The 15,933-nt window shown below is 56.3% G+C and carries 15 protein-coding genes; 7 read left to right on the top strand and 8 right to left on the bottom strand.

The genetic code is table 11. From position 1 onward, the window contains the following. Positions 1-15 precede the first annotated feature (15 nt). From DY251_RS09820 to DY251_RS09810, 3 genes are all read right to left on the bottom strand, one after another. Positions 16-1,053, bottom strand: a complete 1,038-nt coding sequence (locus DY251_RS09820) for a PstS family phosphate ABC transporter substrate-binding protein (RefSeq protein ID WP_116623705.1) — start codon at positions 1,051-1,053, stop codon at positions 16-18. Positions 1,054-1,256: 203 nt separating this feature from the next. Beyond that, the gene (locus DY251_RS09815; protein ID WP_116623704.1) at positions 1,257-2,276 is read right to left on the bottom strand and encodes a PAS domain S-box protein; all 1,020 of its coding nucleotides are present in this window, start codon (positions 2,274-2,276) and stop codon (positions 1,257-1,259) included. A 47-nt stretch (positions 2,277-2,323) separates the two neighbouring features. Then, complete coding sequence (locus tag DY251_RS09810) at positions 2,324-2,683, bottom strand: response regulator (protein WP_425373288.1); 360 nt, start codon at positions 2,681-2,683, stop codon at positions 2,324-2,326. Between the two features lie 146 nt (positions 2,684-2,829). Between DY251_RS09810 and DY251_RS09805 the strand changes: the two genes are divergently transcribed. Further along, positions 2,830-4,833, top strand: a complete 2,004-nt coding sequence (locus DY251_RS09805; protein ID WP_116623702.1) for a sensor histidine kinase — start codon at positions 2,830-2,832, stop codon at positions 4,831-4,833. Between the two features lie 46 nt (positions 4,834-4,879). Continuing rightward, positions 4,880-5,170 carry a hypothetical protein gene (locus DY251_RS09800; protein WP_116623701.1) on the top strand — a complete coding sequence of 97 codons (291 nt, stop codon included), beginning with the start codon at positions 4,880-4,882 and terminating at the stop codon, positions 5,168-5,170. 29 nt (positions 5,171-5,199) lie between these two features. On the opposite strand, the gene DY251_RS09795 is transcribed toward DY251_RS09800, so the two are convergent. The 3 genes from DY251_RS09795 to DY251_RS09785 form a co-directional block, all read right to left on the bottom strand. Beyond that, on the bottom strand, positions 5,200-5,925 hold the full coding sequence (locus DY251_RS09795; RefSeq protein ID WP_116623700.1) for a hypothetical protein: 726 nt from the start codon (positions 5,923-5,925) through the stop codon (positions 5,200-5,202). A 23-nt stretch (positions 5,926-5,948) separates the two neighbouring features. Continuing rightward, entirely contained in the window at positions 5,949-6,905 is a 957-nt protein-coding gene (locus tag DY251_RS09790) for a cation diffusion facilitator family transporter (protein ID WP_116623699.1), read from the bottom strand. A 190-nt stretch (positions 6,906-7,095) separates the two neighbouring features. After that, positions 7,096-7,941 carry a hypothetical protein gene (locus DY251_RS09785; RefSeq protein WP_116623698.1) on the bottom strand — a complete coding sequence of 282 codons (846 nt, stop codon included), beginning with the start codon at positions 7,939-7,941 and terminating at the stop codon, positions 7,096-7,098. A gap of 288 nt (positions 7,942-8,229) precedes the next feature. On the opposite strand from DY251_RS09785, the gene tsaA reads away from it, so the two are divergent. From tsaA to DY251_RS09760, 5 genes are all read left to right on the top strand, one after another. Continuing rightward, positions 8,230-8,721, top strand: coding sequence for a tRNA (N6-threonylcarbamoyladenosine(37)-N6)-methyltransferase TrmO (gene tsaA, locus DY251_RS09780; RefSeq protein WP_116623697.1), 492 nt, complete (start codon positions 8,230-8,232; stop codon positions 8,719-8,721). Positions 8,722-8,750: 29 nt separating this feature from the next. Then, the gene (locus DY251_RS09775; RefSeq protein ID WP_137113619.1) at positions 8,751-9,239 is read left to right on the top strand and encodes a hypothetical protein; all 489 of its coding nucleotides are present in this window, start codon (positions 8,751-8,753) and stop codon (positions 9,237-9,239) included. Positions 9,240-9,492: 253 nt separating this feature from the next. Then, positions 9,493-10,524 carry an ABC transporter substrate-binding protein gene (locus DY251_RS09770; RefSeq protein WP_116623695.1) on the top strand — a complete coding sequence of 344 codons (1,032 nt, stop codon included), beginning with the start codon at positions 9,493-9,495 and terminating at the stop codon, positions 10,522-10,524. Between the two features lie 9 nt (positions 10,525-10,533). Beyond that, the gene (locus DY251_RS09765; RefSeq protein WP_116623694.1) at positions 10,534-12,798 is read left to right on the top strand and encodes an ABC transporter permease; all 2,265 of its coding nucleotides are present in this window, start codon (positions 10,534-10,536) and stop codon (positions 12,796-12,798) included. Between the two features lie 21 nt (positions 12,799-12,819). Further along, complete coding sequence (locus DY251_RS09760; RefSeq protein WP_116623693.1) at positions 12,820-13,890, top strand: ABC transporter ATP-binding protein; 1,071 nt, start codon at positions 12,820-12,822, stop codon at positions 13,888-13,890. Here DY251_RS09760 and DY251_RS09755 read toward each other — a convergent pair. Then, positions 13,887-14,687, bottom strand: a complete 801-nt coding sequence (locus DY251_RS09755) for an inositol monophosphatase family protein (protein ID WP_116623692.1) — start codon at positions 14,685-14,687, stop codon at positions 13,887-13,889. The two genes, DY251_RS09760 and DY251_RS09755, sit on opposite strands and share 4 nt — an antisense overlap. Positions 14,688-14,966: 279 nt before the next feature. Continuing rightward, positions 14,967-15,365: a VOC family protein gene (locus DY251_RS09745; RefSeq protein WP_116623690.1), complete on the bottom strand. Its 399-nt coding sequence runs from the start codon at positions 15,363-15,365 to the stop codon at positions 14,967-14,969. Positions 15,366-15,933 lie beyond the last annotated feature (568 nt).

Raw genomic sequence — 15,933 nt, 5'->3', positions numbered from 1 at the left:
TGCCCTGCCATTTGACTACATTGTTTTGCCACCGGTGAAGGCATCACGCTGTTCCTGACGTTCTGCGTCCGGGGCCGGAACGAGGCCGTACTCAGCGAGCGGGCCTTCTGGGCCAACCATCTGGTCGTCAAGGAAGAACTCAACATATTCCTTAAGACCCGGAACGATGCCGAGATGCGCCTTCTTCACGTAGAAGAACAGCGGACGCGAAACCGGATATTCGCCTGAAGCAACAGTCTCGACAGACGGTGTAACGCCCGAAACGGTCGCAACCTTCAGCTTGTCAGCGTTGTTTTCGTAGAAGGAAAGGCCGAATACGCCGACGCCCTGCTTGTTGGAGTCGATGCGAGCCAGCGTCTCGGTGTAGTCGCCGTCGATATCGACAGCCTTGCCATCCTTACGCACGGCCTTGCAGGCGGCTTCTGCGCCCTTTTCGTCGAGACCAGAAGCGGTCGCGGCTTCAATGCCACCAGCTTCCTTGCAGCCAGCGATCAGCATCTTCTCTTCGAAGACTTCGCGGGTACCATGCTTTTCACCCGGAATGTAAGCTGCGATGTCCCAATCCGGCAGCGCCGAGTTGACCTGGCTCCACTTGGTGTTCGGATTATCGACAAGCTTGCCGTCAACTGCGATCTTCGCGGCCAGCGCCTTGTAAACGTCGACTGGCGTCAACTGCCAATCCGGACCAGCAGCGTCGGTCGCAAATACGATGCCGTCATAGCCGAAACGCACTTCCTGAATATCGGTAACGCCTGCCTTCTTGCAGGACTCGACTTCGCTGTCCTTCATAGCGCGCGAAGCGTTAGCGATGTCGATGGTGTCTTCGCCTGCACCCTTGCAGAATTCCTTGATGCCGGCGCCCGAACCGCCGGACTCGACAACCGGGGTCTTGAAGTTGGTGAAAGTCTCGCCGAAGCGCTCGGCAACAATCTTGGCGTAAGGCAACACGGTGGACGATCCGGCAACCTGAATTTGATCGCGCGCGGCGGCAACGCCAGCGGACAGCGCCAGCGTGAGCGCCGCAGCCGAAGCGGTTAGGAATAGCTTGTTCATTTGACCTGCTCCTGTTGGGACAGTTTTGGTTTTGCAAAATTCGTGCGAGGCCAGGGAACAATCCGTCACGGCCGGCCTCTAACGCCGCTTTGGTGGCGTTAACGGAGCCAATAGCGAGCCAATGTTACAGCTACATGACAGTATTGAGACAGTTCGGCAGCACTAGCTGGAGATGACTGTGCGAAGCACGCAGCCTGCAGAAATCAGCCCGTGCCGTGGAGAGGCGATTGCACCGCAACCGATTCAAGCGGTGCTTCCAATCGCCATGCGTAGCGACCGGCTTCATGCTCCAAAACGGATGCGCCGCTAAGCGCTTGTGGCGCAACACGCTTCAGAACGACGGTGCCAAAGCCTTTGCGCGCATCCTCAGCCTCGGCAGCAGAAATGCCGGGGCTCACTTCTTCCCACGAAAGCGCCATTTCCCTCTTGCCGGACGAGCCGATTTTGAACATCCAGCCGACCGTCAACTTGCCCATGTCGTGCGCGAGAGCGCCATATTTGGCTGAATTGGTTCCAAGTTCATGAAACGCCATGCCCAATGCCTGCACCGCGTTTGACTGCAAGGTAATGTCGGGACCGGACACGGATATGCGGTCTTCATGGCCGAAGGGTCGAAGATGTTCCAGCACAAGATCGCGCAGGCTTGCACCCGTCCAATCAGACGTTACGAGCAAATCATGAGAGCGCGAAAGCGCCATGATACGCTCGCGAATCTGGCTTTCCAACTCCGCGGGGTCGGTGGACCGCTTTGTCGTTTCACGCACCATCGACAGAATGACCGCAAACTGGTTTTTGACGCGATGGTTCACTTCACGCATCAGGAGCCGAATGCGGCGCTCATGCTCTTTTGCAACGGTTATATCGCGCGCGATTTTCGATGCGCCGATAATGCGCCCACGCGCATTTTTGATGGGCGAGATCGTGATCGATACGGCAATAAGTGTTCCATCCTTGCGCACACGGGTCGTCTCGAAGCTTTCGACTGCCTCCCCATGTTTGATGCGCTCAATGATGGTCTCCTCTTCCGCCTGCAAATGCTCCGGTATGAGCATACGAACGGATTGGCCGACAGCCTCTTCCTCCGTGTACCCAAACAATCTGGCGGCTGCAGGATTCCAGCTCGTGATGATGCTGTTCAGATCCTTGCTCACGATAGCGTCGAACGACCATTCGACGATTGCAGCAAGGCGCGCAATAGCATGAGGATCGGCGCGAGAAACCATGATCGATAGCTAACACCGGCCTCGGAATGGAGCAACGCCTGCTGACATTATTCTCCCAATTGCGCGTTGATTGCGCATATGAGCTCCGTCACCGCATAAGGCTTTGCGATGAAGATCGCGTCCGGCGGCAGTTGGGCCTTCTCCGCAGACAACTTGCCAGAAGTGACGATGATGATCACATGTGGCCAGCGCTTATGAACAATGGAACTCAGCGCGAGACCGTCGAGTGAACCCGGCATATCAACATCCGTAAACAGGACGCCGATTTCGGGGTTGGATGCGAGTTGAACCATGGCGTGGTCGGCGTTCGGAGATTCGATCACGTCGAATCCCTCTTCCACCAGTTCATCGGCAATGTTCATGAGCAAGAGCGGCTCATCCTCCACCACCAACACTTTGCTCGTCACGACCCTCATCCCCGAATATGACAAATGTTAGCTGCGCTTCCCCTTCTGGAATGATAGACGCAGAAGTGGCGAGCAAGTTCCATCTTAAGCAAAAAAGCTGAGCGGCGACTTATGACCTACCCGTTTCAAAGCGACGAGTGAGCGAGATGGTGTCGCGATTTTCAGCGCGAACGCATTTGTTTGGCTTGATAACCGTCGCTCTCGTTCCGGTCTGGCTTTTCGTCGGCTATCTTCTCTTCGTATACGCGATGAATTCGCGAAACCGATTTGAAGCGGAAGCCCAGCAGATAGCGCGTCAGGTCGAGCTTGTTGTCGAAGCGGAGTTGCACCAGCTCGAGGCGATTGCCGGCGGCCTTTCCAAGTCGTCCGCTCTTCTTGATGGCGATATGCCCAATGTTTATGCGGAAGCGCAGCGGCTCGCGGCGGGGACAGACCGCGTGTTGATAATGTTCCCGCTGGACGGGCAAGAGGTTTTCGACACCCGGCGCCCTCTGGGAACGGATGCTGCTTCGCAGCTTGCTCTTTCACCGGAAGAACGCGAGAAAATTCTCAAAGGGGCGCCAATTGTCACCGGCGTATATCTCGACGACCTCACCAACGAACAGCGCATCGCTGTCGCGATTGCGATACTGCGTCCAAATCTCGATCCATGGATTCTTGCGGTCACAATTCCGACGACTGAAATACGGGATACAATGAAGCCTGCCGTCCCCGCAGAATGGACAATAGGTGTTGGCGACCGAAATGGGAAATATGTTGCCCGCTCGAAAATGCATGAGGAAACCACAGGCAAGCCGGGCCTCCCGGAATATCTGGAAAACATCACGGGAAGCGCGGGCACATTCACCTCGACAAATTTTCAGGGCACCACCCTTCTGGCAGGTTATGTCCGCTCCGATTATTCAGGCTGGTTCTATTCGGCAAACATTCCCCTTGCTGTAGCACAAGCACCGTTGCGCCGATCCATTCTCGAATTTGCGCTGATCGGGCTTATTTCAACGCTGGTATCGACCGCCCTGACCTATTTGGTCGGTCGTCGCATTACCAAAGCAGCGCGTGACCTCGCGGGCCGCGCGACGGCGTTGGGCAGGCGAGAATCGGTGCAGCCAATGACCACGTCCGTGGTTGAATTCGCAACGATTGCCGACGCGCTCAAGGATGCGGACGAAGCACTGCATGAGCGAGAACAGGAACTCGCGGCGGTCATGAACACAGTGCCTGTCGGAGTGTGGTTTACCTATGATCCCGACGCGCTACAGGTCATCCGAAACCGACACGCCGCACAGCTAATGGGCCTGCCATTGCAAGAAGGCACGACCTACGGCGCTCCTGCGCATGTCGCGGAAACATTTGCCACACGCGACGGTGAGGTCGTAGGACGTCAGGACCGCCCGTTGACCCGCGCAATGCGGGGCGATGAAACGGAGAGTGAAGAATACACCTACGTGACCGTGAACGGCGCACAAAGGACACTGCTGAGCAGCGCCCGCTCGATCCGCAACAATGACGGAAAGCTGGTTGGTGCCGTTCAAATCAGCCTTGACATCACCGAGCGTAAGCGCGGCGAACAACAGCGGCAGCTGCTTGTGAATGAACTGAACCACCGCGTCAAAAACACCCTCGCGGTGGTGCAGGCGGTGGCAAGCCAGACATTGCGAAACTCGCCAAGTGTGAAAGAGGCGCAGGAGGCGTTGTCGATGCGCCTGATTGCACTGGCAAAGGCACACGACATTCTGACACACGAAAATTGGAGCGGCGCAGACCTGCACCAATTGCTTGAACGCACCATGACCGCGCAGGTTCAGCCCGATCGCTTTACGCTCCGCGGCGGCCCTGTGCGCATCGCGCCGAACCTTGCACTGTCTCTAGCGCTCGGCATTCACGAGCTTACGACCAATGCCATAAAATACGGTGCGTTTTCGAATGACAAAGGCACTGTTTCCGTATCGTGGAACCTTGCGCCGACAGATAACCGGCTTTCGATCGTTTGGCAGGAAAAGGGCGGGCCAACTGTAAGCCAGCCGTCACGTAAGGGATTCGGCACACGGATGATACAAAGAGTATTGGATTCCGATCCAACGGGCGAGGTTCGCTTCGATTTCGTGGAGACGGGCCTTGTGTGTTCCTTCGGGATCAATCTCGATCGCTGAACATCGAACCAACAGACCGCCACATTCCTTTGCGAATGGCTTTTGCATGTCACAAGAATTGATGAACCAGCTTCGCGAGAACGGCCAATTGGCCTCCCAAACGGCACAGGTCGTTGCAAGACTTGTTGATACATCGACGCTCACTGAGGAGCACAAGGCGCGCATGCTGCCCGCAATCGAAAGCAAGCAGGTTGAACTTGGCCTGCTGATGGATCGATTGGGAATTCTCGACAGTTCCGACGAGATAGACGAGATGCTGCGCGCAGCAGCTACCATCGAGCGCCTTTGGACGGACATATCCGCCAAGCTGCAAAATTCGGCGACATCAGACGTTTAAAAATTCGATAACGAAGTGTGGCGGCAAAGCTATTTTGCCGTCTCATCGGGATCGGTCGTTTCGTCGGAGTGTAAGGCTGACGCAGAACCGAGGCCCATGCCAGCCCCCATGCCAGCGCCCATACCGGCACCCATGCCAGCGCCCATTCCCATGCCGCCACTTCCACCCCGGCCGCTGCGTTCGCCGTCTTGCCTGCTGCCCTTTCCAGAACCGGACGAACTTGACGGTCGCACCGGACCCTGAACGGGGACCTGCAAATCGGCCGGGAGCGGAGCGAGATCCAGCGCCATACGGATAAAGCTTCGCAGCGATACGACCAATTCGGCGGTATGCACCGGCCTGCCCGCAACCATGTCTCGCGCGGCGCGCTCTGCAAGACGAACCTGCTCTTCCGTGCCAAGAAGGATGATATCGGCAAGAGCAGCCTCGACAGCATCACGTATCCGCCGAGAACGTTCTGACCCACCTGAAATTACAATCCCCTCGCCCTCGTCGTGCGATTCCTTTACCTCGCGCTGGTCCCGAAGATGGGAGGGGTTCACCGCAAGATTGCCCGTGAAGGAACCGCCAAGCGTCTTGTAGGCCGCGATCAGCGTACGCAGCCTTTCGTTGATCTGCCGGTTCATGCGCTCGCGGCGCTGCTGCACCGTAAACATCATAAGAAGGCGGATGCCCATGCTGATGAGCGCAAACAGCGCAATACCCAAAAGTGTGGTGAGAACCGCCTGCCAGGAACTGAAATCGAAATTACGCATTGATTGCTCCGACGACGCTCAATTCACGTGCTGGATTGAACAGTTGAGCGCGCCTTCATGCTGCGCGGATGATCTTTTCGACCCACAGGGCGCAGGAATATCCGCTTGATGACGGGCTGTCGCTCACGAAGGCGCTCCCCGAGTTGATAAACGGCATCTTCTATTTCGTCACTCGTCATGTCGTCCCGAAAGTCGATGGATACAGCGAGCAAGACGTCGTCCGGCGCAAGATGCATGCTCAATATGTCTTCAACCGACACGACTCGCTTGTCAGATTCGAGAACGTCTCGCGCATCGTTGAGCACTTCCTTCGAGGCGCTCTCACCGGTCATGAGACTGAGTGTTTCGCGCGCCAGAAAGCCGGATGTGCCAATCAATATCAGCCCGATTGCGATTGACGCGATACCATCAAAAATAGGCTTGTCGAGCAGCACGGCGAGTGTAATGCCAAGAAGGGCCACGGCAAGACCTGCAAGTGCAGCGGCATCCTCGCAAAATATTGCGAAGATGCTTGGGTCTTTGCTGCCGCGAACGGCACTCAGCGCCGAACCGTTTGGGTCGTTCTCCCTGAGTTCCTTCCACGCCACTCTAAGCGACAATGATTCGATGACGATGCTCGCGCCCAACACCGCAAAGTTCACCCAAGGCGTTGTCATCGGGGTAGGTTCTTGCAACCTTGCAATGCCCTCGTAGATCGAAAGCGCTCCACCCAGCGCAAAGATCATCAGCGCCACGACGAACGCCCAAAAGTAGATCTCCATACCGTGTCCAAAAGGGTGGTTCGGGGTGGCGGGTCTGGCCGCGCGCCTCAGCCCGAACAAGAGCAAAACCTGATTGCTCGTATCCACCAGCGAGTGGATCGCCTCACTCAGCATCGCACTTGAGCCGGTGTACCAGGACGCCGCAAATTTCGTCGCGGCTATAGCAAGATTTCCAGCGAGCGCAGCGTAGATGACAATCCTGGAGCCGGTTGGCTTCATAGCTAGGGCTACCCCTGTTTCCTTGCGACCCGCTAGATATGAGGCATAGACCGCCACATCTCAACGCAGTTATTTAAGGTGCAATAAAGCAGGCTGGATGAGGCAACTCGCCACCACTCTCAATGGTGCGCCCCGCGGGCCTCACGCCGTCGTGCTCCATCCTCGGGAACACGACGGTATGCAAGGGGAATTAATTCGTGCTGGCGGCGCCAGTGAACCCGCACTGCTTCTGTTCCATCTCGATCTGCTTGGTAATGCGGATGGCATTTTGCGCATAAGCCTCAGTCACCGACCCGCTGTTAACGGTTTTGTCCTTTAGCGGGCTGACATTGGCGCAGAGATGGAAAACATGCGGATCGGCCGATTTCTTGGCGCCGTTCTCTGGTGCAATCCAATAGACGATATCCTGACCGTCCGGATGGCTCGCGTCCTTTGTTGCCGCAGTGATCGCGCCCGTATCCCTGGCAATATCCTGCGCCTGAGCAGCGACCTCAGGCGAGCAGGCCGTCGTTGCTTGTCCCGACCTGATCTGCGTAGCGCACTCGTTCATGTCCTGCGTGTATTGCTCGACTGATGGAGGCTGATAGCTGACACCGATCAGCGTTGCGATCACAGCCAGCACCGCGCCAACACCGCCGGCAACCTTCTTGGTTCGCGGATCGAGGTTTTTATCGTTGAGGATGAGAAGAAGCAGCGGGACGAAAGCGATCAGCGTGATGATGGCGCCGAGCTGATTCTGAAAGAAGAAACGCGCCGTATCCGATGCGCGGGCCGGATCTTGCTCGTTGGCTCGCTTCCAAAGGAAGTTTCCGATGATGGCGAAAACCGCGATACCGATCAGCAGGCCGATCAGAAGCGATAGATTACCTTCATTGAACTTGCCCTTATAGAGCATGACAATGCCGTATATCTCACCGCCAATGGCGATGAGCCAGGATATAGCTGCCATGATGCGCAGTGTCGCCGCAGAGGATTTCTGCCCTTGCGATGCTTGCCAATCCTTGGTGACGTCGCGTTCCGGCTTGTTGTCGCTCATTGTCATCCTTCCTGATATCGAAAGTCTTCGTCACCCGCCTCAGTGACGCAGTAAAATGAGAGCATCGCCGCGGGCCCTGGCTCAATCTATATTACGCACGAGCGGACGCGTCCATATCCACCGAAAGGACGTCACAACGCGAAGACTCTGTGGGAAGTCGTCGCCATCAAAGTCTCCGTTGTCGTCCAGTCCTGTCGGCATATTTCGAGATATTCAAACGAATATAGCGGTTGACTCTCGCCCCATCAATTGACCTGAATAAGGGCTAAATGGAGTCGCCGCCGGCTGATGGTCAGGGAAAATGAAGTTCGACTGAATGAACTCGCCGTAGCGCTGCCGGAACGATTCGATGCCGAAGTCATATTCATCGGACGTATTCGCACGCCTTGGACTTCAAGGCTCGATGCACCACGTCAAGGCCGCCCGGATGGTCCCATATGCCGTATCGAAGTTTTCGAACCGTGGGTACCGGCGCTCGAAGGAATTAAAAGGTACGGCCGCCTTGAAGTCCTGTATTGGCTGCACATGTCGCGCAGGGATCTCGTTTTGCAAAGTCCCGCCAATGACGGCGCGGTAAGGGGAACATTCGCGCTCCGCTCGCCAGTGCGCCCAAATCCAATCGGCACTTCGGTGGTCGAGCTTATTGCCGTGAACGCGGGCAGTCTGGACGTCAAAGGTTTGGATTGCCTCGATGGGACTCCTTTGCTTGATCTGAAGCCGGACAGGACCTTGTTTGTCCCCATTGCGCCACCCCAGAAGGGCGATTTCGAAACCGGCTGAGCGAACAGTCGCTGGTCATGGAGGTTGTCATGTTTTCGAGAGTTCTCGTTGTTATGGCGATTATGCTCTGGGTGCAGAGCCCGGCGCTTTCGGATTCGAACACCATGCCGCCTGCCGTATCCCTTTCAGGGATCGGGCCGAATGCAATTTCTATCACGCCGGAGGTGCTAACCGGTCTGCCAATGGTAGAGCGCGATATCACGTTCCAGACATCGAAAGGCATGTCGAGTGGCCATTACAAGGGCGTGTTGGTCTGGGACGTTCTGAAGGCGCAAAAGGCTTTCGATGGTCTGCAGCACAACGCGGAACTGAAAAAGACGCTGCTGGTCAAAGCGAGCGACGGCTACGAAATTGTTTTCTCGATAGGAGAAATCCATCCCGACTTCGGCAATTCGCCAGTTATGCTCGTTACGGAAATCAATGGTGAGCCAGTCAAAGGCCGTGGGCAATTTGTCGTTCCAGGAGACAAGCGCGGCGCACGAGCTATCCACGATATTGTGTCCATTGAACTACGATAGCGAGCTGTCTGAACGAGGCTCTGATCAAGTCGAAGGCGTCCCAGGCACACGCATCAGCAGCGCTTCACGCAGCGGGCGCTGAGGCACCGTTAATATTCCCCATGGCTCGTTAGCCAGCGTTCCACTTTCACAGAAGCTGCAAAAAGCTTCTATTGTCGGTTGCAATCCAAATCAAAAGCACTCAATCTTCTCACTATTCCGCAATGAAATCAGTCCGGTTTCATAAGACGGCAAAGATTCGGGAGGAGTGCAGATGATTTCGAGAAATTTGCTTTTTGCCGCTGGCGTCGCGTTCGGCGCTTTGTCCGCAGCACAAGCGGCACGCGCCGACAGCGTTACCCTCTACTGCAGCGCAGACGAAGCTTGGTGCCAACAGCTTGCGCGCGGTTTTGAGGAAGAGACAGGCATTACCGTCGACATGACACGCAAAAGTTCTGGTGAAACATTTGCACAGGTGAAAGCGGAATCCGCGAATCCCAAGGGAGACGTTTGGTGGGGTGGCACTGGCGACCCGCATTTGCAGGCAGCAGCCGAGGACCTGACTGAGGTCTATGCGGACTCTCCATTGCGCCCCGAGCTTTATGATTGGGCGATCAAGCAAGCGGAAGCTTCCGGTAATCGCACCATCGGCGTTTATTCCGGAGCGCTGGGCTTTGGATATAACAAGGACCTGCTGGCCAAGAACAATCTTCCGGAGCCGAAATGCTGGGCCGATCTCATCAAGCCCGAATATAAAGGCCACATTCAGGTTGCGAACCCCAACTCATCCGGCACGGCTTACACCATGCTGGCGACACTCGTGCAGTTGATGGGCGAAGAGAAGGCTTTCGACTATTTGAAGGCGCTTCATAAGAACATCAATCAGTACACCAAGTCTGGTTCTGCGCCGATCAAGGCGGCCGGTCTCGGCGAAACGACCATCGGCATCGTTTTCCTGCATGATGCGGTAGCACAGGCAGTTGCTGGCTTCCCAATCGAGCCGGTCGCGCCATGCGAAGGCACTGGTTATGAAATCGGGTCCATGTCGCTGATCAAGGGCGCGCGCAATCCTGAAGAGGCCAAGAAGTTCTATAATTGGGTGCTGCAAGCCAAGGTTCAGGAAAAAGCGGCGGAAGTGAATTCCTTCCAGATTCCGTCGAACAAGAACGCCAAGATTTCCGACAAGGTGCCGGATATCTCCAAGATCAAATTGATTGATTACGACTTCAAAAAGTATGGCTCCTCGGAAGAGCGCAAGCGGCTTCTTTCCAAGTGGGACAATGACGTAGCCTCGCTGCCGCAGTAAGCGAGAGCGATGCGCGCGGAGTCCTCAACCGCCGGCTTTCACCCGACTGTTTTGCTTTGGCTGGCGGTCGGGTGGATTGGTTATGCTGTCGTGCCCTGGTATGGGTTGGACGACAATTTCTTCCTGTTGGGTTGGCTGCTCGACGGCTATCCGCTCGATGATGATGTTGCCCCTGCGCTCTTTTTAAATCTGCAGGGGCAAAAACTCTGGCTCGCCCCCTTCGCGCTGTTGCTCGCCCTGCCTCTGACGCTCTATGGGCGCAACAGGAATGACCCGCTGTTTGGCAAGCTGCTAATCGCAGTCGGGGCAATCGGCATGGGCTGGTTCTTCATGCAGGGCTTCGGTATTGGCCTGCGTGGCTGGAACTTTGCGTGGCTAAACCAACTGTTCGGAGAGCTTGACGACCGACAGTTCGGAATGGGCTACGGCGCATTGCTGACGGTCACGGCCTTCCTGTTCCTGTTTTGCGTTGGGCTTGCCGCGCGCGGCGCCGTAGGCGGCGATGTGTTTGTGGTGTCCGCCATCGGTTTCGTCGTAGCGACCGTTGGCGTTTTCATCTTCATGCCGGTGCTTCAAATGCTGGCAAATGCGCTGGTCACGCCGGATGGCGGCTATTCGCTTGGAAGCTTCATATCGAAGATTTTCAGTGAGCGGCTGTGGAGCCTCGGCTGCTTTACAGGAACGCGCTGCGGTGTGGCACTCAATTCGCTGTTTCTGGCGATCCTCGTCGGTGTACTGACGACGCTTTTAGGGTTGGTGTTTGCGCTGGTCGCGACACGCACCGGCTTTCGCTATCGCAGACTTCTGCGCGCGCTGACGGTGCTGCCCATCATAACGCCGCCCTTTGTGATCGGCCTCGCAATCATACTCCTGTTCGGCCTTTCAGGCGCGGTGACGCAATTCGTGTCGGGCATTTTCGGCATCCAGCCAACGCGCTGGGTTTACGGCCTGCCGGGGCTGCTGATGGCGCAAGTGCTGGCGTTCACGCCGATTGCATTTCTGGTGCTGATCGGAGTGGTCGAAGGCGTATCACCTTCAATGGAAGAGGCCTCACAGACGTTGCGCGCAAATCGCTGGCAGACGTTCTGGAATGTCTCTTTGCCCCTGATGCGTCCCGGCCTCGCAAATGCCTTCCTGCTCGGCTTCATCGAGTCGATGGCCGACTTCGGCAACCCGCTCGTGCTCGGCGGCAATTTCGACGTGTTATCGACGGAGATTTTCTTCGCAATCGTCGGGGCACAAAACGATCCCGCACAGGCCGCCGTTCTGGCAATCGTGCTGCTGTTTTTCACACTTGGCGCGTTTTATGCGCAGCGCTTCTGGCTAGGCCGCAAATCATACACCACGATGTCAGGCAAGGGCGATGCGGGCGTGCATCCACGGTTGCCATCCCTGCTTGAGAAGGGGCTATTTACCGTCGCGGGGCTTTGGGCGTTTTTCACGATCTTCGTCTATGCAACGATCTTCTACGGCAGCTTTGTCACACGCTGGGGCATCGACTATTCGCTCACGCTGCAACACTACGTGAAATCATTCTCCATAGGGCGCACGGAGCATGGTATCCACTTCTCCGGCGCAGCGTGGAGTTCATTCTGGACGACGATAGAAATCGCGCTGATCTCCGCACCTCTGACAGCCGCGATTGGCCTCGTCACGGCGTATCTGCTGGTACGCCAACACTTCAAGGGCAAGGAGGCGTTCGAATTTGGCACGATGCTATCCTTTGCCATTCCTGGCACTGTTATTGGCGTGGCGTATGTGATTGCGTTCAACGTCCCGCCCATCGAACTGACGGGAACGGGCATCATCCTTGTTCTGTCGTTCATCTTCCGCAATATGCCGGTTGGGGTGCGAGCGGGCATCGCCTCAATGTCCCAGATCGACAAGAGCCTGGATGAATCCTCGCTGACGCTAGGCGCAAACTCGTGGCAGACGTTCCGCAAAGTGATCTTGCCGCTGCTGCGCCCGGCAATTCTCGCGGCGCTGGTCTATTCCTTCGTGCGTGCCATGACAGCGATCAGCGCGATCATCTTTCTCGTTAGCGCTCGCTACGACATGTCGACGAGCTATATTGTTGGCCGAGTTGAAAACAATGAATACGGCATCGCCATCGCCTACTCGACTGTGCTGATCGTCGTGATGCTGATTGTCATCGGCTTGATGCAACTCGTTGTCGGGTCGCGACGGATCGGTCGCCGCGGCGTAGAATCAGACATGTCGCAATCGCGAACCAACGTCGCTGCGCCTGTTGTGCAAACGCCGGGGGCCGGATGAAATGAGAAGCGGAGCCGAACCATGAGCGAAGTCCGCAGCAATGCAGCCACTGTGAAGTTCGATCACGTGACGAAGCGATACGGCTCATTCACGGCAGTCAATGATGTGTCGCTGGACATTGAAGCGGGCAAGCTGGTGACGCTGCTTGGCCCTTCCGGCTGCGGCAAGACCACGACATTGCGCATGATTGCCGGGCTGGAAATGGCCACAGAGGGCCGCATTATGATCGGCGGCAAGGACGTTACGTGCCTGCCCGCGACCGACCGCGATGTGTCGATGGTGTTCCAGTCCTACGCACTGTTTCCCCACATGACGGTGATGGAAAACGTCGAATATGGGCTGAAGTTTTCCGGGGTTCCGAAAAAGGAAATTACGCAAAAAGCACAAGCCGGTTTAGAGCTTGTGGGGCTTGCGAAGTTCGGGCATCGCCTGCCTTCCGAACTTTCAGGCGGCCAACAGCAGCGTGTGGCGGTCGCTCGCGCACTTGTGCTGGAGCCGCAGGTGCTTTTGTTTGACGAACCGCTGTCAAACCTTGATGCGAAGCTGCGACGCCATGTGCGCGAGGAAATCCGCGAGATACAGCAAAACCTCGGATTGACTGTCGTGTACGTCACTCATGACCAGGAAGAGGCGCTGGCCGTTTCCGATCGTATCGTGGTGATGAACAACGCGGTCATCGCGCAGGACGGGACGCCTCGCGATCTTTACGAAGCACCAGCCAACGCCTTCGTGGCCGACTTCATTGGCGAGGCAAATATATTCGATTGCGAGATTGAGTCTGTCTCGAAGGCAATTGCAACGGTCAAGCTCGGCCCCGTGACGCTCAAATTGCCCTCGCGCGGCCAGACGCCCGGACCGGCAAAGCTGGCAGCACGGCCGCGGCGGATCGAATTGGCAAAGGCTGGCGCGCAAAACACGCTGCCCGGCAAAATCGCGAAATCCACCTATGTCGGCAGTCATGCGGAATATGTGGTTTCGACCGACAAGGGCGAGATTTTCATCATCTCGCAAGACGTGGACCAAATCCACGCACCCGAGGCGACGGTTGGTGTCGCCTTCGCCCGCAGCGGTCCGGTGCTGATCGGAGCCTAGTTCAGCGCGAACGCTTCGAAGGAAATTTTGCGTATCCAGTCGAACACGCCCGGCGCACCTGCGATTACCACTGTGCCCTCAGCTAGCACATCCTCGCGGCTATATGGCTCGCATCTGCCGCCAGCCTCTTCGACAATCAACATGGCTGCCACGCAATCCCACGCGTTCATGTGCTCTTCGGTATAGCCAATAAGGCGGCCCGCTGCGACGTAGGCCAGCATCAGCCCGCCCGATGCGTTGCGGAAAAACATTCCGCCGCCACGAACAATGGCGCCCACCACAGGAATGATATTCTCCGCTTCGGTGCGGTTGTTGAACCCCGTGCCGATAGACCCTTCACCGATCGAACGGACTGAAGCCACCCTGATCGGTCGTGCGTTCAGGAAAGCGCCACCCCCTTTATGGGCGTAAAATGTTTCCTTGTTGACCGGCTCGTGCACGACGCCGGTGTGCGTCTTGCCATCCTTCATGCAGGCGATAATCACGCACCATTGCGGAATGCCGCGCACGAAGTTTGCCGTTCCGTCAATCGGATCGATAATCCAGACATGTCCAGAAGTGCCAACGGTCGGAGCATGTTCTTCGCCGACAATTCCATCCTCTGGATATGCTTTCGCAATCTCCGCGCGAACGAACAGCTCAACCTCGCGGTCGCCGTTCGAGACGAGATCCTGGTGGCCCTTGCTCTCAATCGTGAGCTTGTCGATCTCGCGGAAAAATTTCAGACCGAGTTGACCGGCCCGCTCCGCCAGATCAACCGCAAATTCGAGTCGCTTGTTGAAATCTTGATCGCTCACGACACGCTCTCTGGGTAAGCTGGTTGCAAGCAGGATGGCGCATCAGCGAGCGGCTCCGCCGCCAAAACAATAGTGAGATCGGATAGGACATTCGCGAGATAGCGGTTCAAGATAACGAGCTCCACAGATTCTTGTTCGGAGGAGCTCAGCTTAGGCCAACTGCGCGCACACACAAGGCTCGCAAGCGCGAGCACAAACTCGGCTGGCAAGACAAAGGCAGTCAAGCCAGCCTGCAGGATCCGGAGCGAAGAGCTATATAGCGCTGAAATGCAGCGCTATTCACATCGCAGAGATATCCATCCACATCGCGCCCACCGCGTGACCATCAGGGTCAGCAAGGTCGCGGGTGTACATGAACCCATGATCCTCAATTGGATTGATGTCGGCAGTGCCGCCATTCGCGGCGGCTGCAGCGGCCATCTCGTCGACAGCTTCACGGCTATCGAGGGAAAGCGCCAACATTACCTCGCTATGCGTTGAGGGAGGAATAGGACGAGTAGTCATCATTTGCCAGCTTTCACGACTGAGCAGCATGAAGTTGATCTCATCGCTCCACACCATTCCCGTGGCCATCTCACCGCTAAACTTGGGATTCATCTTGAATCCGAGGGCTTCATAGAATTTCACGGATGCATTCACATCGGAGACCGGTAGGCTTATGAAAATCTTTTTGCTCATAACCACTTCTTTCTTCGCCGGGTTGCCGGTACGGCAAGCAACTTCAGTTTAAAGACGGCGGAGCGCTGGCAAGACCGACACGCGATCGCGATTTATTTTTTGTCTCGTGTCTTTGCGGAGCCGAACCAAATGGCCGGCCTATAACTGCACCGATTGGGGCGTCATGAGGTTGGAAGCGCAACAGGCTCAAACAAGCGCGGTTCAAATGACTTATTTGACCGTTCTTTGATGGTTTTCTGGAAGCGCCAGCTAAGTGATTGGAATCTTTGGTACGCCCAAGGGGAATCGAACCCCTGTTTGCGCCGTGAGAGAACTTATAAACTGTCTATCCTCGTATCACCCACGTTCTATATAACCAATTGATTTAACAAGTTTTCTAGAAATTTGTACAGCCTCGTGCGGTCTATTGCAAATCCCTGTCCATCCCGGTACATTGGGTCACATGTTGGACACGGGGTTGGCAAATGGCACGGCGCATTCGTGATGCGAAGCTGGAATCTCGGACCGCGCGCGAGAAACTCGCGGTCCGTCGCAAGCCATATTTCAAGCAAGTCACGGGCGAGCTTTA

The sequence above is a fragment of the Mesorhizobium denitrificans genome, assembly GCF_003403035.1.
GTDB classification, from domain to species: domain Bacteria; phylum Pseudomonadota; class Alphaproteobacteria; order Rhizobiales; family Rhizobiaceae; genus Mesorhizobium_G; species Mesorhizobium_G denitrificans.
Note: the sequence above shows the minus strand (reverse complement) of the source record. Positions and strands in the feature narration are given on the sequence as shown.